Raw genomic sequence first — 19558 nt, forward strand, 5'->3', positions numbered from 1 at the left:
CCCGGCTGGCCACGTTGCTGATGATTATCAGCCCCACGTAAATCCAGGCCATGGCCCAATCCCATCGCCCGGCGGTAATAAACAGAATGGTTAACAGCAGGGCCATATAAACAATGGCCCGCATAACCATACGCGCCCGGCCGGCATTGGTTATCTCACTTTTTTTATTGGATGGGGTAACAGATGTGTTGACATTCATTTTATACCTCCTGGGTTCGATCAATTTCATCCACAATTTTGCCGTCGGCCAGCACAATGGTGCGTTTGGCCCGTTTAGCCAGATCGTTATCGTGAGTGACCATCAACATGGTTTTGCCCTGCTCCACCAAACCGGCAAACAGTTTGAACACCATCTCGGTGGTTTTGGAGTCCAAATTTCCCGTCGGCTCGTCGGCGGCCAGCATAGGCGGATCGTTGGCCAGGGCGCGGGCAATGGCGATGCTCTGCTGCTGCCCCCCTGAAAGCGCCGAGGGAAGGTGGTGGGCATAATGGGCCAGCTCTACCTGTTCCAGTAAATACATGGCCCGCTCAGGGCGTTCGGCAGGCGGATAAATTTGGCCATAGTCCATGGGCAACATCACGTTTTCAACGGCGGTGAGCGTTGGCAGCAATTGGAAAAACTGAAAAATAACGCCAATGGTGCGCCCCCGCCACACGGCGATTTGGCCATGTTTGAGCCGATGCACGGCCGTGTTGCCCACCATCACTTCCCCCGACGTGGGCCGGTCAATGCCGGTGATCATATTGATCAGGGTGGATTTACCGCTGCCCGACTTGCCGACAATGGAGACAAACTCGCCGGTGCCCACTTGCAAATCAAGGTTTTTAAGCGCGGTAAATGTGCCGGCTGCGCTTTCAAAAGTTTTTACCACATGGCGCAAGTCAACCAGAAGACCGTTGTCATCTACATATTGGCCGTTTGCTCCATTGGGTTTTTCCTGCTTAAGATTGATGCCAAACATCCGTTACCTCTTGTTGAGTTTCAGTAGAGCCAATGATTGGCCTGCATAGTTTGAGACTCCCTGAAACATGTTATACGAATATTAATACAAAAAATCGTACTCCAGGCTACGAAAAATCGTATTAATTCAGATTTTTAAGATATGCCGCATTGAGGTTAGCATAACAAACAAATACGCTTTTAGTCAATGCAAAATTGGCAAGTTAGGGAATCCTAACCGGCTGGGGAAGTTTGATCCTGGTTATCCTGGCCTTCAACGCACTTCACCAAGACAAGCGCCAGCCCCAAATCACGCACCCGGTTTAACACGCCATACAACGCCGCCTGATCTGGAAGTGGGCCGGATAGCACCGCATAGCCGTCGGGCCGATTTTCAATTTGCAGCCCGCTAAACCAGTCCACCCATTGCCCCGAGAGGTGGCCTTTCACCTGAATTTGACAATAGATTGGCTCGGTCACAATTATCCCTTTCTGAGTGACCAGTTTAAGGCAAAAGTGGGTGGAGTGTCATCCCCCAAAGGATGGATAGAAGGAATGGAAAACAGGTGGAGAGCAAAAATAAGCCGGGGTCGGGGTCAGAAAAATAAAGGGGTTCCGACAATTTTTGAACTCCTCTGGAATGAGGAGAGAATCATCCCTTCCATTTGGCCAGCACTTTTTCCACAAAAGCGCCCTTGCTTTCACTATACCTGGCCCGGTCGTTTTTGTATTTTGTGGATAGGGTGCGCTTCAATTCGCGGTATTCTTGCCGCAATTGCGGGTCGGCCCGCAAGGCATTGCGGAAGCCCAGGTGATCGGCCAGGGATTGGCTGCCGGCGGCCACAATATGCAGGTGATGCGTGCGAGGGACGCCCTTGCGAAAAAAACGGCGGTCGGTGTTTTGGGGATAATCAACAAAGGTGTAGCCAAGAGTTTGCAGCGGGGCAATACAGCGGGCCGCGTCGGCCAGGTGAGCCACCACCACCATTGTATCAATAACGGGTTTAGCCTCTAGCCCGGGCACGGCCGTGCTGCCGATGTGCTGAATCTCCAGGGCCAGGTTGCCCAGGGCGGCGGCAATTTTAGCTCTTTCGGCCTCAAATTGCGCAGGCCAGCTGGGATTGTAGGGAACCAGTTCAACAGCCTCGCGGAGATTTTGCCAGATCATCTCGGCCACTTGCGCGGCATCCAGGCCGGTAGTGTCAATCACAAAACCCATATCGCCGCGAGCGGCGGCCCGGGTTTGAATATCAACCAGCTCCTGGTAGCGCCGTAAATACCAGCGCAAATTGGCATCTGATTCCTGCTCGCGTTTGCGGATACGGGCCTCGATTTCTTCAGTTGAGGCGGTCAGGCGAAAGGCGTAAATCTCATCATCCAAATCCGACAACAAATGGCGCACTTCGGCCAGCGACTCCGGCGTTTCAAAAACGTAGTTAAGCACAAAGTTATGATAGTCGCCCTGCGCAAGGTGGTAGGCAATCAGGTGGTGAAAAGTGTGGTAAAGGTAAGCTATGCGCGCGTCGTCATAGATCTCAAAGGGATGCACTGCGCCCAGGTAATCCCCGTCCAGCATCACCGCCCGGTCAAAGCGGCTGTTCAATTCCCAGGCCACCGAGGTTTTGCCAATGCCGCACGGGCCGTTGATGATAACGATCATGGGGTAACTTTTACCTTACTTGCTTAACCCTTTTTAGTTTACGGCCAGTTTGGCCACCGTCACCCCTTCGCCGCCTTCGCCCTCATCGCCGGGGCGATAAGATGAAACCTGGGGGTGATCGCTCAAGGTTTGCCGGACCACCTGACGCAGCACCCCGCTACCCTTGCCATGAATAATGCGCACCCAGGGCAGCCGGGCCGAAAAGGCCTGATCTAAATATTGGTCCAGCCGAACCAGCGCTTCCTCCGAAACTTGTCCGCGCAAATCCAATTCCATCCCCGGCGACTCAACCGTAGGCAATTTAACGCTGCTGGCGATGACTTTCTCCTGTTGGACGGCTTTTTGTCTCAACTCTACCTCGGCCAGCGGCACTGTTGTTCGAAAACGGCCCAACTGCACTTCAACCTGCTTGTTTTGCATAGCCACTACTTCGCCGGTAGTGTTAAAGGAGGGGACGAATACTTTGTCGCCGGGGTCAATGGCCCCGGGGTGGCTGCGTTTTTTTGTTTTACCCGGGCTTGGCGGAGTTTCAGCAAGCTGTTCAGCCTCAAGCTGGAACAATTTTTCTTCAATGGCTTCCACGGCGGCCGGCCGGGTTTCCTCCGCAGTCGCTCCCGGCGAAGTATCCGGTTGTTTCAGCAGCTCCTGCGCTTGCTCTCTTAAGGTTCTGATTTCTTCGCGCGCCGCTTTTATTTCGCGGCGAGCATCGGCGCGAGCGGCGTCAAGGATTTCCCGGCGTTCGGCGTCAATTTCGGCCAAACGCTGCTCCAAGCGCCGGGTATATTTTTCGGCCTCTTCTCGTTCCGCTTCAACCAGTTGGCGGGCGTGGTGAGCTGCCTGAGTTTGGGCTTTGATTTCGGCCAGCATAGCCTCCACTTGCTGCGCATCTTCGCCCACCAATCCCTGGGCCTGGTTAATGATTTCCAGGGGTAGTCCTAATCTTTGGGCAATGGCAAACGCATTTGACGCTCCGGGCAGGCCGATACGCAGGTGGTAGGTAGGAGCCAGGGTTTCCAGGTTAAACTCCAAACTGGCATTGGCCACGCCGTTTGTAGTGTGGGCATACGCCTTCAACTCCGAAAAGTGGGTGGCCACAAACGTGGTTACCCGCCGCTCCAGCAAATGGGATAAAATTGAACGGGCCAGGGCCGACCCTTCAATCGGGTCGGTGCCGGCCCCCAACTCGTCCAAAATCACCAGCGAGGCTTCATCGCACTGCGCCAAAATGCGCACAATGTTGGTCATGTGCGAGGAAAAGGTGGATAGGCTTTGCTCTATAGATTGCTCATCGCCAATGTCGGCAAAAATGTGATTAAAAACCGGCAAAGCGGACCCCTCATCGGCGGGGATGCGCAACCCGGCCTGGGCCATAGCGGCCAGCAGGCCCACTGTTTTAAGAGAGACGGTTTTGCCGCCGGTATTGGGGCCGGTGATCACCAGCATGTGGGTGTTTTCCGGCAGATACACCTCAATAGGCACCACGGTGGCCGGATCAAGCAGCGGATGGCGGGCCGAAACCAGGTTAAAACCGGGCAGCGACAAACCCTCCTGCTTCTCCGCCCTTGTCGGCGTAGCGCCATTTGCCGGGGACTCTTTGAGGTTGAACAGTATCGGCTCAGTAGCCTCGATGGCCTGGGCATATTTGGCTTTGGCCAGGGCCAGGTCAAGATCGGCCAGGGCGTTTACCGTGTGGTCAATAAAACGTCCCTGGCTGCCAACCAGGTCCGACAGGCCGGCCAGGATTTTGTTGATTTCTTCGGTTTCGTCCAGTTGTAACTGCCGCCATTTGTTATTGAGTTCAACCGTGGCCATTGGCTCAATAAAGAGGGTGGCCCCGCTGGCGCTTTGGTCGTGCACAATGCCCTGGATTTTGCCCTTGAACTCGGCCTTGAGCGGGATCACGTAACGTCCCTCCCGCTGGGTGATCAGGTTTTCTTGCAGATAGCGGCTGTATTGGGAAGAAGACATCAGCCGGTTGAGCCGTTCCATCAGCCGGTCATAGGCTATGGCCAGGTCCCGCCGGATGCGGGCCAGTTTGGGGCTGGCGTTGCTTTTGACCTCGCCGCGCTCATCAATGGCCTGGCCGATTTCGTTGACCAGGTTAGGGCACTCTTCAATGCGGCCGGCCATGTCGGCCAGGCGAGGATAATCCAGGGCCAGGTGGGTGATAGTCCGCTTTAAATTTCGGGCGGCAATCAACGTTTGCCTTACTTCCAGCAATTCCAGGGCCAGCAACACCGCTCCGCGCCGGGCGCGCGCTATTAGGAACCGCACGTCGCGCGCGCCGCCAATGCCAACATCCGGTTTAACCGCCAGGAGCCGCTCGGCCTCGGTGGTCTCCTTCTGCCAGGCTTGCGCCTCGGTTAAATAGGGCGTGGGCTGCAAGGCCAGGGCCAGGGCCTGGCTGGCCGAAAACATAGTATACCGGGCCAATCTTTCCAGGATTTTTGGAAATTCAAGGGTGTTGAGGTGTTTCTGCTGCACGGGTTAGCTAATAAACTCCAGCACGGTTTTTAGGATGTCGGCATTTTTGGGGATGAACAACTCAACCGAACGACTCAACAGCAAAAGAACCTGGTTGAACATTGGCATCAAGGTAGAGGTGTTCAAATTGGTCACAATTCGTCTGGAAAAGCCGGTATACGTCTCGGCCACGCCGCTGGTTGGCTGAAAAATAAATTGAACCGCGCCCAGGATCAGGGCGATCCAGAGGGTGTTTAAAATGACGCCCATCAAGCCCCCCCCCAGCAAGTTCAACGGGCCAAGCACAAAACGTTGGGTAGCTGATTTGGCTGCTTCGGCCAGGGGGTCTTCTTCACTCTTTCTTCTTTGCTTTCGTTCTTCTGGCGGCGTGCTGAGGGTTTTCACAATAAATCTAAAAGCATTGAAAAAAACCAGAAGCAGAATTAAAAAGGCAAAAGTGTCGCTGCCAATTTTGGGCAGACCCAACCCCTGCAGAATATAGTTACTGAGGGGTTTGTAAAGCCATAAGGTAGCCACCAGCCCAAACCAAATGCTGATAATAGAAAATAATTGCGGCAGCGCGCCTCTGATAGCGCCTACCAAAGCGGCGATGAAGAGGATGACCAGCAGCAGTAAATCCAGGGCGTTTAATCCAATATCCGGCATAGTTAACTCTCCCTAAAAAATTTTAGTTGATAGTAACTTTCTTTGCTGATAATTATTTTGACATGATAGCATCTTTTTCTAAAAAAGCACATGCGGTGGAGATTAAACAAATTAGCGCGTTGTCTCCACCCACAAGCTTTCGCCGTCGGTGCTGAACTCAACTGTGCCTTGCTTGTCGGTGCGTAAAACGGTGAAGCCGTGCTCCGCATAACGCTGCAAAATTTCCGCCGAAGGATGCCCAAAACGATTATCCATCCCTACCGAAATAACCACAAGCTGCGGCTGTACTGCCGCCAAAAATGCCTCGCTGGAAGAGGTGCTGCTACCGTGATGAGGGCTTTTGAGCACGGTTGCGGTCAGCGGCACGCCGGCCCACACCAAATTCTGCTCAACAGGCGTTTCAATGTCGCCCGGCAATAAAAAGCTGACCCGGCCCATTTGCAGGTGTAACACCAGAGAGTGGTTGTTTGCTTTATTTGAGTTCGGGACCATTGGGCCGGGATGAAGAATGGTGGCGGTGACGCCCCGGCCAAATGATAATTGCATGCCGGCCTGACCCACCAGGGGTTGCAACTGCTCCTCGGCCAGTTCTAACTCCCATTGCCGAAAAAGTTCGCTCTCACCGGCAACGTCCGATACCAACACTTGCGCCACGGTATAACGATCCAGGAGTGAAACCAAGCCGCCCAGGTGGTCAGAATCGGGATGGGTATTGGCCACCACTTCCAGCGAACGATCCCAGAAAGGCATTTTTTGGCCTAACCGCCAATTGAGCTGCGTGGCCGACGGTCCGCCGTCAATGAGCATTTGTTGGCCGTTAGGCATAGTGATGAGTACCGCATCTCCCTGCCCAACATCCAGGAAAGCCACGTGCAGGCGACCATCCGGCAGGCCCAGTGCGGCCAACCAGATCAGCAAAGTAACTGCCCCCATTCCCCCCACCCACAGGCGGGTAGTGGCCGTGCCAAGGGGAGGTAAGCGAAAGTGGGATGGGGCTTGCTGTTCGGCCGCCGGGCGGTTAGCCCACCAGACGCCGGCGCCTAAAGCAGCATACACCAGCGCCAGCAGCCAAAAAGGGAATGGTCCCAAATCAAGCGAGCTATAGGGCAAGCGAACCGTTACCTCAACAACCCGCACCGTCCAGGCCAGGGGTAACCAGACCAGCCAGCCAATAGCCTGGCCCAACGGCAGCCAGAGCATCCCGGCCAGGGTAGCCAAACCACCAACAATCATAATAGGCGGCTGCACCGGCAAAATGAGCAAATTGCTTAACAGAGACACCAGCGAGAACCGGCCAAAATGGTACACAATCAGCGGCCCGGTGCTAATTTGGGCAGCCAGGGTGATCACCACTAACTCGCTGAGCAGAGCCATGGCCAGGCCAATTTGCTCGGTTTTGAGCCAGCGTTGCAGCAAGCCAAAAATGCCTCGTTCCAGGGGCGGCGCCAGAACAATCAGGCCCAAAGTGGCCATAAAACTAAGTTGGAAGCCTACGTCCCACAAAATCAGGGGGTTAATGAGGGTTAGTACCAGCGCCGAAAAAATAAGCGAGTTGAGGGCCAGGCCGGGCCGGCCCACCCAGATGGCCAACACCCAGACCAGGCCCATTATGGCCGCCCGGCTGACGGCGGCGTCGGCCCCAACCAAGAAGGTGTAAAGAATGATGCCCAGCATAGCTATGGGCGGCGCAAAACGTTTGCCAAAAACTCTCTGGCCCAGTAAAAGCAAAATACCAACCACCACAGCAATATTGCTGCCGGAAATAACAATAATGTGCGACGTGCCGGTCAGGTTAAACTGCTCGTACAAATCGCTGGGAATGCCTACTTCAATACCCAGCAAGATGCCATTGAGCAGCGAGGCATGGGGTTCGGCCAGCATGCGGTTGATGGTTTGAGAGGCATGCATTTTGCCGGCCAGCATAGCGGCCCAGAAAGGGTTGCCCTGATTGCCGGCCACAAGCTCGATCTTGGGGCGGCGGATCATGGTGTGAATGCCAAATCTGACCAGGTAATCTTTGTAGGAAAAATTTTCAAAAACGGGGGGTGTTTCCAGTTGACCCGTTACCGTCAGCCGGTCGCCGTAAAAATATTCTGGATAACGTGGGGCGCGAACAAGTACCAGCCCCTCAACCGGCACTGTTGCCTCACCAATCCGCAACGACTCGGCGCGCAGGCGCAAATTGAGGTAATAGTCTCGCACATCAGGTTCATCAACCACCACGCCGGTTATTTCTTCCAACTCCGGCGAGTCGTTATAAAAGGCAATATGCGTTTTATCAATAGTGGGCTGGGAAAGAATAAAACGAAAAGCGCCCGCAGCCAGGGCCAGGGTCAAAATACCGGCCCAGCGGCCACGGACGTTATGCCGGTAAAACAATAAGGCGCCCAGGGCCGGCAGAACAGCCAGGGCTACAACCACCCAGGGCAGATTAAACCAACGGGCCAGGGCAATCCCCGCAATCCAGGCAATGCCCAAACGTGTCAGTGGCGTCATAGGAACATAAAGTTAGAGTTGCTGTTTACTTAAGCCTGGCGGCTCTGCAATATGACGAACGACAAAGGACAAACGACGAAAATTGGTCGTCCTTCGTCATTCGCCGTTGGTTGAGAAGCCCGGAATGTGGCTTTGGCCTGAACAGGAACGGTTTAGATTTTATAGTTAGCGAACTTCAAATGAGGCGGATGTTAACAGAGAATCGTTAGCGTAGAGTTCCAGCTTATATTGGCCTTCTCCCGGCGGCAGGAGAAAACTGTAAGAGCGGCCCTGGGCGCCCCATTCCCATGGCCGCTCGTCGCGCGCTATCTCAACTCCATCCAGATACCACACTGCCGCAAAAGTGATTCCATTTTGCATGCCCTCGTAAGGATATACGGCATAAATTTTGGTGTTTGACGGAAAAACCGTATCCGGGTTAACCGCGGCAATGGGCGAGCCAAGTTCTGTACTAAACTCAATTGGCCCCAGACTTGTCCCGGCCGGAGCAGGTCCTTTGGGTAGGGGAGGCGTTGGGGTAAGGGTAGGGGGAACAGAGGTGGCTGTTTCCGTAGGAGTGGGATTGGAAATGGCCGGTACCGGTGTGGGCGAGGCGGCCATTATAGTGGGGGTGGCATTATCCGGCCCTGAAGTTTGACCGGCGGGGGTGGGCGGAGCAACGGTGTCGGTGGGCAGAGTTTGGGCCGGGGGGGTAACAAACTCCACGGCCCCGGATTCGGCCGGCCGGCCGGATTCTACAGCCGGCGTTTGCGCCGTTTCATCGTTGGCCGTTAAGCGCAAGGAGGCCAACCAGCCTCCCAACAGGATGGCCGTAACGGCTATCCAAACCAAAATAGAAACTCGCGCGCGGCGGGCGCGGGTGCTTTCTTCTTCTTTCACAATGGGGAAAATAGCGGTGCGGGCTTCACGCGCCGAGCGCAGGGCCACCAAAATAGCAATAACCGTGGCCCCCATACTGACAGCGGCCGATATTAACAGGATAGTTGACAAATCCACTTTAACGCTTACTCCATAATCTCAATCTGAGCCGGTTCTTCAACAATGATCTCCGGGGCATTTTGGTACATTTCAACCAGGCCGGTTACCTGAATGGTTTTATCTTGAAAATATTCCTCCGGGGGCGCGGGAAAGAGCGGCCAGGCGTCGGGGAAAATAACCACTTTAAAACTATGGGCATAGTTTTGGTCAAAATTTAAAAAGACCACCTTGCCCGAATTGTAAGTATCTACCACGCGCCCGGTTATGGTTACCGTTTGCCCCTGGTAATCGGCGGCTTTTTCCCAGGCAATAAGGCCCTGTTCTACAGAGGTTGGCATAGGCGAGGGTGTTTCAAGCGGGGGGGAAACAGGCGGGTCCGTTGGCTCAACAGGAGGGGTTTGCTGCGCCTGGGTTGAGCTTGTCGGCGGGCAATTACAATTGCTGAGAATGGGCTGCCCCAGAGTAAGGGCCACTTCAATTTGCCAGGGGTCGCGGATAATGATTTCAGGTGCTCCCTGGTATGCTTCAATAACTCCCTCTATTCTCACCAGCCTACCGTAAAAAAGCTCTTCCGGCGGAGCCGGGAACTTGGGCCAATCGTCGGGAAAAATTACCGCCGTAAAAGCGCCTATTTCCGGCGAAAAATTCAAAAAAACAACCTTGCCCGAATTATGTGTTTTAATGACCGTGCCTTCCACCGTCACTTTCTCGCCCATAAAATCGGCCGCGTCTTCAATGGGAATAACATCATCCCGAGGGCCGGTGGGCCAGACCAGGTTTTCGACTTCGGCTGAAGGCAGCTTGTTGGCTGAAAGAGAAGGGGTATAAGTGGGATAAGGCGTGTAGGTTGGGTAGGGCGTGTAGGTTGGATAAGGCGTTGGCGGCAACTCAGGCTGGCAAGCAATGGCCCAAAAAATCAACAAGCCCAAAGTGCCAACCATAAGTATCTGTCGCATCAAAAATTTCCTTCTAAGATTGAGTGGGGTAATTCTGCCTTCAGCCACGAAGTATACTTATATTGAGGGTGAGAGTCAATCAGGCCAGGGGCAAATATTGGCCACAGCCAAGTTGGAGGGCGATTTTTGGGAATGAGCCTCTATCTATGTTATAATGGCTTGTTGTGTGGAGACACTTGTTTCTATTGAAGGAGATGTAATGAGCCAATTCTATCCCCAACAGACACCATCCTATCCGCCTGAATATCCCCCTGAAAATGATTATTATTACGATGAAGCAGATTACGAGTACGAAGACGAAGATCATTTTGAAGCAGCCGATAATTCCATCATCCGATATGCTCTGGCCTTTTTTGGCGGCGGCTGCCTGGTATTCCTCTGTATGAGTTGCTGTTTCCTTCTGGCTGCCGGGCTGTGGGCCCTAGATGCCTCCGTAGCCGCCACGCCTATTCCGGGCAGCGAATTTGGCCTCTCGTTTGACGACCCGGCCTACGTGCAAGAGCCGGTGGTTAACGATCAAACCGTGCAGTTAGTGGTGCTGGAGGTCAACCGGAATGTATCGCTGCCCACTTTGCCCGTGGTGGAAGGGCGAGAATGGGTTGTGGTTACTGTTGAGTTGGAAAACTTGAGCAATGAAGAAGTGCCATATAGCGAGAAAGATTTTTTGCTGTTGAATCGGGTTGAGGATGCCTACCAAACCACGTCCGGCGAAACGTTAGTAGAGTACGCCCTGGGGCGGGGTGATTTGAAGCCGGAACAAGGAACCGAAGGCCGGCTGGTTTTTGAAATAATCGCCGGCGAACCGGAATTGACCCTGGCCTGGGAAACCCGTGACAGCACCCCCCGTTTTGTTCTTTTACAATAATGATTAAGTTATTGATTGCCACCAACAACCCCGGCAAAATGCGGGAATACCAGGAGATACTGGCCGCTGTGCCGGCGGCCCTCACCTTTCCCGCCGCCGAAGGCTTGGACCTTGACCCCGCCGAAACGGGCCGCACTTTTGCCGAGAACGCTATTATCAAGGCCCAGGCCTTTGCTCAGGCCAGCGGCCTTTTGACCCTGGCCGACGATTCTGGCCTGGAAATTGACGCCCTGGGCGGCGAGCCGGGCGTTTTCTCGGCGCGGTACGGCGGCACGGCCAAAGAGGATCAAGTGGGACGGTATCAACTTGTGCTGGAAAAATTGACCGCCAAAAATGTGCCCTGGCCAGAACGCACGGCCCGCTTCCGCTGCGTGGTGGCCTTGGCTACCGGCCAGGGTTTAATCGGCACGGCCCAGGGTCAGGTGGAAGGTTTGATAACCTTTGCCCCTCAAGGCAAAGGCGGTTTTGGCTACGACCCCATCTTTTTTGTGCCGGAATTTAACCGCACTATGGCCCAAATAAACCCTGAACAGAAAAACAGAATCAGCCATCGCGCGCGCGCCGTGGAAGCGGCGCTGCCATTGCTTGAAAAAGTTTGCCAACAGCAGTAACCAGATGCGCAAACTATGTCTTTTAGGCGCTGTTGCGGGGATTGCCGTTAATTATTGGCTGTGAAATTTTTTACATTCTTCAATGGATGTGTTACAATTTCTCCAACCTTTCAAGCTTAAAATAAACGGAGGGCATGGATGAACGATTATCTGACTACCCTGCGCCAGATGCGCGAAAAGGCCCTACAGGGCGGCGGCGCGGAACGCATTGAGCAACAACACGCGCGGGGCAAAATGACGGCCCGGGAACGGCTGGCCCTGCTTTTGGACGAAGGCTCCTTTCAAGAGTTGGGCGCGCTGGCTACCCATAACCTGACCGATTTTGGCATGGATAAACAGCGTTATCCGGGGGATGGGGTGGTAACCGGCTTTGGCAAAATCAACGGCCGCCGGGTGGCTGTGTTTGCCCAAGACTTCACCGTGATGGGCGGCTCGTTTTCCGAAGTCCAGTCCCAGAAGATTTGTCACATCCAGGACCTGGCCCTGGCCAGTGGGATTCCCTTGATTGGCCTGAACGATTCGGGGGGAGCGCGCATTCAAGAGGGCGTGCGCAGCCTGGCCGCCTATGGCGAAGTGTTCACCCGCAATGTGTTGGCCTCCGGGGTCATTCCCCAGATTTCGGTGATCATGGGGCCGTGCGCGGGAGGCGCGGTTTATTCGCCCGCGCTTACCGATTTTATTATTATGACCCGCCGCACCAGCGCCATGTTCATCACCGGCCCGGAGGTGATCAAAGCCGTTACCGGACAGGAAGTGAATCCAGTTGAGTTGGGCGGCACCCTGGTCCACAATAGCAAAAGCGGAGTGGCTCATTTTTTGGCCGAGCAAGAGGATGACGCCCTGGAATTGGTCAAACTATTGCTGAGTTATTTGCCCCAAAACAACAACGAAGACCCCCCGCGCGTGGCGCCCTATGATTCTTGCGACCGCATGGACGAAGCCTTAAACTCCATTGTGCCGCCGGCAGAAAACGAGCCTTACGACATGCACGAGGTTATCGAGATGGTCTTTGATTGCGATAGCTTTTTGGAGGTTCATCCTTATTATGCCCGTAACGTTATTGTTGGTTTTGCCCGGTTGGATGGTTATGCCGTGGGCGTGGTGGCCAATCAGCCGTCACACCTGGCGGGCGCGCTGGATATTGATTCCAGCGATAAAATCGCCCATTTTGTGCGTATTTGCGATGCCTTCAATATCCCCATTGTCACCTTTGTAGACACGCCCGGTTACCTGCCGGGGGTTGACCAGGAGTATTACGGCATCATCCGGCACGGGGCCAAAGTAATTTACGCCTACTGCGAGGCCACTGTGCCCAAAATTTCAATTGTCACTCGCAAGGCTATGGGCGGGGCATACCTGGCCATGAGTTCCAGGCAAATGCGCTGCGACCTGGCCCTGGCCTGGCCCACCGGCCAGATTGCCGTGATGGGGGCCGAAGGCGCGGTGCGCGTATTGCACCGCAAAGAGTTGATCTCTGCCCCCAACCCGGCCGCCCTGGAAAAGGCCTTTGTTCAGGAATATCGAGACAAATTTTTCAATCCTTACCGCGCGGCGGATGTAGGCCAGATTGATGAGATTATTGAACCGTGCGAAACCCGTCCCCGTTTGATCAGGGCTATGGAGGTGCTGCGCACCAAGGTGCAGCAAAACCCGCCCAAAAAACACGGGTTGATGCCGGTGTAACCAAACGCCGCCATATCAAAAAAACAATAGGAACAAAAAGATGACCGGATCATTCAACCTGGAATTATTATTAACGATTTATGGCCTGGTTTTGGCATTTTTAATCCTGGCCGTGTTGGGGATTATCATAGTTCTCCTTCGCCGGGAGCGGGGGCCGGTTCAGGCTGAAACTACGCCCGCCGGGCCGGATTTAGAACTGGAGCCGGACCTGGTTACAGCCATCACCATTGCCGTATTAACCCACCGGGCTATTCGACGCAAGCAAGCCGCGCCGGCGATGCGCTCTCACCAACCGGGCGCTCTGCCCAGCCGTTGGGTAGGTTCAGGACGCGCGCGGCAAGCCAACAGTTGGCAGCCTGACCGGAGGTAAACCATGCGCAGATACCACCTTGAGATTGCTGGAAAACAGTATGTGCTTGATGTGCAGGAACTCAAGGCCAATGAGTTTTACGTGATTGTTGGCGAGCAGCGTTTTGCCGTGCGGTTGGTTTCCGATCAGGATTTGGCCGAGGCCGTCATCAGGCCGGAAATTGTGCCGGCGGGTCTGCCCCCTGCTCCGCCGGTAACGGTTCGCCCGCCCGCGTTTGAAACGCTGCCCCGCATCCCTGCATCCCCGCAACCGGCCCTGCCCCCCATGCCTCAATTGCCGTCTGATGGTTTTCAGACCGAATTGACCGCCCCCATGCCGGGCGCTATCGTATCGGTTGAGGTGAAACCGGGCGACCGGGTGACGCAGGGGGAAACGCTGTTGGTGCTGGAAGCGATGAAGATGAAGAACGCCATCAAATCGCCGCACGATGGGGTGATTGCCCAGGTTAAGGTGCAAGCAGGGCAGTCGGTGGGGTACGGCGAGGTGTTGTTAACTTTTGTGGAACAAAGTTAAAAAAAGAGGCGTGGTTTAACCACGCCTCAAAACAGCCAAATCAAAAGTCTGTTTTTTATTGACCCTCATCAGTGACGCCGCCTTCACCTTCGGCCGGAGTGGGTAATTGGATAAAATCCTCGCGCGTTTTTTCAACAAGGTTCCCGGCCACGTATTGCGCCACCCACACGTAGTAGGGCGATTCTGACCATTTGGCCACGTAATCTTGCGTGTTTTCGTTTTGAGCGCCAATCAGCAGGGTATGATCGCCGGTTACGGTTTTGATGGTTACCGTGGCCTGGGGATTGTTTAACCCAAAGGAGGGCTGCTCCTTTTTGCCAATGGGTTCGGTCATCCGCATCACATTAACCTGATTGAGCACGGTTGTTAGATTATTCTCCAAAAAGGTTTCATCCTCAGCCAACCCTTTCATGGTCCAATTTTCGCCGTTTCTCTCAAATTCAAGCGTTCCGTTTTTATTTTCCAGGGTCAGCCCTACCGTTTCCGAGATGGGCACGCTGTAGTATTGCGTATCAATCCAATTGGAGGCGCCCGGGTCAATCTCGTATGCCTGTACCGCGTCGGTCAGGTAAACTTCAGCCTGGTCGTCGGCGCGGATATGGGTGGCAAGCGCTCCAACGGCATTGCCCACGTATATTTGGTGTTGGTTGCCGTTTTGCAGGGTCACTTCAAGCATACGGTTAAAATTATCCGGCGCAACTTTGAGCCGTTTGTGGCTGGCTTCGGTTTCGGTGACCAACCGATTGGTTTGCACGCCTTCAAATTTTTCCAAAAAAGACACTATCTTTTCCCCGTTGGCCGGATAACTGTCGGCCTCGGCCATGATCCACGCCTCGCCATCTTTAGCCAGGGCAATTCGTTTGCCATCCTCCCCCTGAATGGTCATGCTGATAACATCGGCGGCGGCAAAATTGGGCAATAAAGGCTCGCCGGCCCGCTGCGCCGAAGCTTGCGGCCAAAAGATGAAAACGGCCAGGCCAATTTGAATAACCAAGATAACGGCCAGGATTTGTTGTAGTCTGGTCATGATGTTCTTCTCCATAAATCGTAAGACTTACTTAAATAACCTGAGTTCGGGCTAACTCTTCCAACGAGATCAACTCGACGGGCTGCTCGTTACGCCGGTGGAGACCCCACACCACACCCAGGGCCACCAGGGCCACCAGGGCCACCACGTAGTTGGCAATTTCCCAGAAAGTTTGTTGGCTTTCGGTGAGCGGATTGAGCAGCCGGGCCGAGGTGCCCCGCGACCGGATGGTCAACATGTCCAAATCCTCCACCGACCAATCAACGGTGTTTTGGGCAAACTGCAAACTATTCATAAAACGCCCCCGGCTCAAGTTGTCGGACAGATTCAAGATGATGTCGTTCAAAAACTCGGCGCTGCCAATGACCACCAGGCGAGCATTCTCGGGCGAACTTTCCAGGGTGCCCGTACCCCGCGCGGTTGGTGTATCCTGGGCCGCTGCCCCGGTTTCGGCGGATGTTTCATCCTGGGCGGCGGTTTCGAGCGGCGAGGGTTTGTCTTTGAAATAACTTTCAAACACGCCCTGCACCGATACGGCCAGGGGGTACGACTTTTGCTCGCCTTCGGGCGAAAAGCCCAGGTCGGGCAAGTTCATGTCCGGGTTCACCTGGGGCGTGGTGCGGAGCCACGCATTTTCACTTGATTTAAGCAGCACCGTCACTTCGCGCCCGGCGTTTTTGGCCTCGTCAACGGTAACGGGCGAAACCCAGTTCATGGTTACGGCGGGCAGGCTGGCTAAAATGGGACTTTCCTGATCCATCCCACTGGACCGCACGTCTACAAAGAAGGGGTAGGGCATGGCCTGGATTTCCGTGACCTGCACGCCGCCTACATCGCGCTGAAGCTGAATAGGGAATGGCTCATTTTGCGGGTCCATCACCAGGGCCTGCTCTACATTGATGCCGTAGCCGGCCAGCATGTCGCGCAGGCCATTTTCAACCGGGGCCACCCCCAGGCCGCCGGAGAAGGGGTCGGGGTTGAAGTAATAACTACCGGCCGCCGCCACCACTGCGCCGCCCTGCATCAGGTATTGGTCAATGGCGTAACGTTCCTGATCGCTCATGTTCTGGGGGGCGATAACCAGCAGCGCATCCAGGCCGGGCGGAACCTGCCCGGTTGATAGGTCAACGGGCCGCACGGTGTATTCCTGGCGCAGTTGCTCGGCAATGAGTTGGTAGCGTTTAAAAGAAGGCTGCTGCCCGCCAAAGGGGTCAGGTTGGGGGACGTCCGGCGGCGTCCAAAGGCCCACGGTTTTCAGGAAGCCGGGCGAGGAGCGTTTCAGGGCCGATTCGATGGTGGTGCGGATGTCGGCCTCACTCAAGTCGCCGGAGGGGAAAAGCAGTTGCGACTCCTCGCCGATTTGCAGCAGCATGTGCAGGTAGTAGCTCTGATCAGAAAAGAGCGATACCGGGAATGGTTGCAAGTTCAGCTCAAGCAGGTTATTCCGGGTAACCGGGCTGTTGGGGTCGTCGGGGTTGACCGTTTCATAGGTGAATTTGCCGTTGGAGCCGGCGGCAATTTCATCGGCCACTTTTTGGATAGTGTTGGGCGTTTCGGCCAGCCATTCGGGCAGGTTGTCGGGGGTCGCAAACAGGGTTAGCGTAACCGGCTCTTCCATGGCGGCCAGAACAACGTCAATACTCTGGAAGCCGTAGACCGTCTTTTTGATGGCCCGGGTCAGGTCGTATTCCAGGTTGCGCAGGCGCACGTCCACGTCGCCGCTGCGGTAGGTTTGAATTTCAATCAGGTCCTGAAAACCCAGCACCTGGTTCTGGTCGCCGTAGCGGATCAGAATGTCAAAATAGGCATTGACCACCGAGGCCCCGTAACGGTCGGCGGCCTGGAGCGGGGTGGGTTGGATGCCGTAGGTTTGATTGGCTTCTTTTTCTTTTTCCGCGTCCTCCAGCGGGTCAATGATCTCCACAGTAACCCGGCCGTTGGAGGCTATTTTGTACTCTTCGAGCATGTCGCGGATGCGCGGCACCAGGGGCGCCAGCAGCGGGTGGGTTTTTTCACTGAAGTAACCCCGGATGAGCAGCGGCTCTTGCAAATTACTGAGCAATTCGCGGGTAGCGGGCGAAAGGCTGTACTCGTTGTTTTCGGTCAGGTCCAGCCGCGCGCCCGTGAGCGGGTAGAGCCAAACGTTGATCAGGATCAGGTTGAGGCCGATGAGCAGCGCGGTCAGGATAATGCCCTGGCGATAGCCCGTGGTGTTCTGGCCGCGGCTCCAGCGTTTGATGTCCAAAGAAAGCACGTTTAGCAGCAGGAACAGGCCGGTCATGGAGAGATAGTACACCAGGTCGCGCAGGTCAATCACGCCGCGCTCAATGCTCTCAAAACGACTGCCCAGGCCAATGGCCCGCAGAATTTCGGCCACGTTGCCGCCCACAAAATCGGTGATGCCGCGCGTGCCTACCAGGTACAGCAGGCCGATGACCAGCGCGGTTAAGATCAAGGATACAATTTGGTTATTGGTGCGGGAAGAGATGAACAGGCCAATGGCCGCATAAACTCCGGCCAGCAAAATGGCGGCCAGATAACCGCCCCACACCGGCCCCCAATCCAGATTGCCCAACAAAGCCACGGTCAGGGGCAGGAACAGGGTTAGGGCCAAGGCCACTACTACCAGGGCCATCACTCCCAGAAATTTGCCCAAAACCAGTTGCGCAAAATGGGCGGGCAGCGTTAACAGCACTTCCAGAGTGCCGGTCTGCTCTTCTTCGCTCCACTGGCGCATGGTCAGCGCGGCCATCAAAAAGATAAGCAGCACCGGCATCCAGCGGAACATAGGCCGCAGGTCGGCCGAGCCGCGCGCCCAAAAAGCGTCTATCCAGAAAAAAACAAACAGGTTGGCCGCCAAAAAAACGCCCACAAAAATGAGGGCCATGGGCGAGCCAAAGTAGTGGTTGAGTTCTTTGCGAATAATGGCTAGCGTCTGTTTCATTTTTACGCTTCCTCCATTACGGTTTCTGTTTCGGTGATTTCTTCGGCCAGGGTGTCTTCTGAAGGGGCCGTAGCCAGCTCGTTGAACACGGCTTCCAGGGTGCGGGCATCGCGCCGTAACTCACGCACGGGCCAGTTCTCGCGGCGGGCCAAATTGTAGATAGCCGGGCAGAGGTTATCTTCCTCGGTGCCGCGCACGCGATAGGCCGGATAGCCGTCGGGAACGGAGATGGACTCGACTTGGCTTACCTCGGCCAGCGTTTTTAAGGCTTGTTCAACCCCCCCGGTTTTTTCCTGCAACACCAACACGGCGTCGGACGTGGCCGCCAGTTCAGCCAGGCGAGCATCGGCCTTGACCTGGCCGTTGATGATAATGATCACCCGGTCACACACTGCTTCCACTTCTGATAAAATGTGGGACGAAAAAAGGATGGTGCTTTGCGGGGCCAGGCGGCGGATCAACTGGCGAATTTCCACAATCTGGGTGGGGTCCAACCCAATTGTCGGCTCGTCAAGGATGAGCAGTTTGGGCTGGTGCAAAATAGCCTGGGCCAGCCCCACCCGCTGCCGGAAACCTTTACTCAGTTGGCCGATAGGCTGGGTCAGGCGGTCGGCCAAGCCGGTGGCGTAGATAGCCCGGGAGAGGTACACAATTTGTTCTTCGCGCGGAATTTCGCGCAAGTCGGCCATCATCAGCAGATAGGCTTGCACCGACATCTCCGGGTAAAGCGGGGCATTTTCCGGCAGGTAGCCCAGCCGGGCTTGCACTTCACGGGCATGGGTGAGTACGTCCAGGCCATCCACCTTCACCACGCCGCCGTCGGGTTGCAGGTAGCCGGTTAATATTTTCATGGCGGTTGATTTGCCCGCGCCGTTTGGGCCAAGCAAACCCACAATCTCGCCGGGGGCTACCTGAAAGGAAACCCCTTGCAAGGCCCTGATGGGGCCATAGAATTTGGTAAGGTCAACAACTTCTATCATAAAAGACTCCTCCTGATAAGGATAAATTCTACCGGATGTAGCATAGCACAAGGAACAAGCAGTATCTTTAAATTAAGCTAAAGGATAGCTTAAGAAAAGTTTAAAAAGTTGTCACGTAAATAGTAGCCGGCGCTTCACGGACCGCTGCTCACTATTTAATATTTTTAGAGGCGTGTATGTAAAATCCCTTGTCTGACAACAACCCCCAATTATAATGAACAACCAGAGGAAGGGCAAAAGCGGGGCAATTTGATATAGAGCCTAGCGTGATTAAGCCCAGGCCAAAATATTGGTTTGGGAGCGAGCCAATAAACTCACCTGGGGGGTATCGGTGGGGTACGCCTTATTCATCTTTGTCCGCTTGGATGGTTTGAATTAAGGCCAAAATCTGCTCATATTTAAAGTC

General features: G+C 54.8%; 17 protein-coding genes. 5 read left to right on the forward strand and 12 right to left on the reverse strand.

The features are described from left to right. The 9 genes from JW953_08125 to JW953_08165 form a co-directional block, all read right to left on the reverse strand. Positions 1–199, reverse strand: a 199-nt coding sequence (locus tag JW953_08125) for a hypothetical protein (protein ID MBN1992660.1), incomplete at its 3' end; no start/stop codon positions are given. A gap of 1 nt (position 200) precedes the next feature. Beyond that, positions 201–962 (reverse strand): ABC transporter ATP-binding protein, encoded by a 762-nt coding sequence (locus tag JW953_08130; GenBank protein ID MBN1992661.1) that lies wholly within the window; start codon positions 960–962, stop codon positions 201–203. A 212-nt stretch (positions 963–1174) separates the two neighbouring features. Beyond that, the gene (locus JW953_08135; GenBank protein MBN1992662.1) at positions 1175–1408 is read right to left on the reverse strand and encodes a hypothetical protein; all 234 of its coding nucleotides are present in this window, start codon (positions 1406–1408) and stop codon (positions 1175–1177) included. 184 nt (positions 1409–1592) lie between these two features. After that, the gene (locus tag JW953_08140; GenBank protein ID MBN1992663.1) at positions 1593–2600 is read right to left on the reverse strand and encodes a GrpB family protein; all 1008 of its coding nucleotides are present in this window, start codon (positions 2598–2600) and stop codon (positions 1593–1595) included. A gap of 33 nt (positions 2601–2633) precedes the next feature. Further along, a complete protein-coding gene (locus JW953_08145; GenBank protein ID MBN1992664.1) occupies positions 2634–5084 on the reverse strand; it encodes an endonuclease MutS2 in 2451 nt (816 codons plus the stop codon). Between the two features lie 3 nt (positions 5085–5087). Further along, positions 5088–5729, reverse strand: coding sequence for a CvpA family protein (locus tag JW953_08150; protein ID MBN1992665.1), 642 nt, complete (start codon positions 5727–5729; stop codon positions 5088–5090). A 111-nt stretch (positions 5730–5840) separates the two neighbouring features. Further along, entirely contained in the window at positions 5841–8225 is a 2385-nt protein-coding gene (locus JW953_08155; protein MBN1992666.1) for a DNA internalization-related competence protein ComEC/Rec2, read from the reverse strand. Positions 8226–8390: 165 nt separating this feature from the next. Continuing rightward, complete coding sequence (locus JW953_08160) at positions 8391–9221, reverse strand: hypothetical protein (GenBank protein MBN1992667.1); 831 nt, start codon at positions 9219–9221, stop codon at positions 8391–8393. A gap of 8 nt (positions 9222–9229) precedes the next feature. After that, a complete protein-coding gene (locus JW953_08165) occupies positions 9230–10159 on the reverse strand; it encodes an OB-fold nucleic acid binding domain-containing protein (protein ID MBN1992668.1) in 930 nt (309 codons plus the stop codon). Positions 10160–10358: 199 nt separating this feature from the next. On the opposite strand from JW953_08165, the gene JW953_08170 reads away from it, so the two are divergent. The 5 genes from JW953_08170 to JW953_08190 all read left to right on the forward strand — a co-directional run bounded on the left by JW953_08170 (position 10359) and on the right by JW953_08190 (position 14201). Then, on the forward strand, positions 10359–11024 hold the full coding sequence (locus tag JW953_08170) for a DUF4352 domain-containing protein (protein MBN1992669.1): 666 nt from the start codon (positions 10359–10361) through the stop codon (positions 11022–11024). Further along, entirely contained in the window at positions 11024–11635 is a 612-nt protein-coding gene (gene rdgB / locus JW953_08175) for an RdgB/HAM1 family non-canonical purine NTP pyrophosphatase (protein ID MBN1992670.1), read from the forward strand. The genes JW953_08170 and rdgB overlap by 1 nt, the downstream gene beginning before the upstream one ends. Before the next feature lie 138 nt (positions 11636–11773). Further along, a complete protein-coding gene (locus JW953_08180) occupies positions 11774–13318 on the forward strand; it encodes an acyl-CoA carboxylase subunit beta (protein MBN1992671.1) in 1545 nt (514 codons plus the stop codon). Between the two features lie 40 nt (positions 13319–13358). Further along, the gene (locus tag JW953_08185; GenBank protein ID MBN1992672.1) at positions 13359–13688 is read left to right on the forward strand and encodes an OadG family protein; all 330 of its coding nucleotides are present in this window, start codon (positions 13359–13361) and stop codon (positions 13686–13688) included. A gap of 3 nt (positions 13689–13691) precedes the next feature. Then, positions 13692–14201 carry a biotin/lipoyl-binding protein gene (locus tag JW953_08190; protein ID MBN1992673.1) on the forward strand — a complete coding sequence of 170 codons (510 nt, stop codon included), beginning with the start codon at positions 13692–13694 and terminating at the stop codon, positions 14199–14201. 55 nt (positions 14202–14256) lie between these two features. Here JW953_08190 and JW953_08195 read toward each other — a convergent pair whose 3' ends face one another. The 3 genes from JW953_08195 to JW953_08205 are packed head-to-tail and all read right to left on the reverse strand — an operon-like array spanning position 14257 to position 19152. Continuing rightward, positions 14257–15228, reverse strand: a complete 972-nt coding sequence (locus tag JW953_08195; GenBank protein MBN1992674.1) for a DUF4340 domain-containing protein — start codon at positions 15226–15228, stop codon at positions 14257–14259. 31 nt (positions 15229–15259) lie between these two features. Further along, positions 15260–18172: a Gldg family protein gene (locus JW953_08200; protein ID MBN1992675.1), complete on the reverse strand. Its 2913-nt coding sequence runs from the start codon at positions 18170–18172 to the stop codon at positions 15260–15262. A gap of 2 nt (positions 18173–18174) precedes the next feature. Next, on the reverse strand, positions 18175–19152 hold the full coding sequence (locus tag JW953_08205; protein ID MBN1992676.1) for an ATP-binding cassette domain-containing protein: 978 nt from the start codon (positions 19150–19152) through the stop codon (positions 18175–18177). Between the last annotated feature and the right edge of the window lie 406 nt (positions 19153–19558).

Source organism: Anaerolineae bacterium (assembly GCA_016931895.1).
Taxonomy (GTDB): domain Bacteria; phylum Chloroflexota; class Anaerolineae; order 4572-78; family J111; genus JAFGNV01.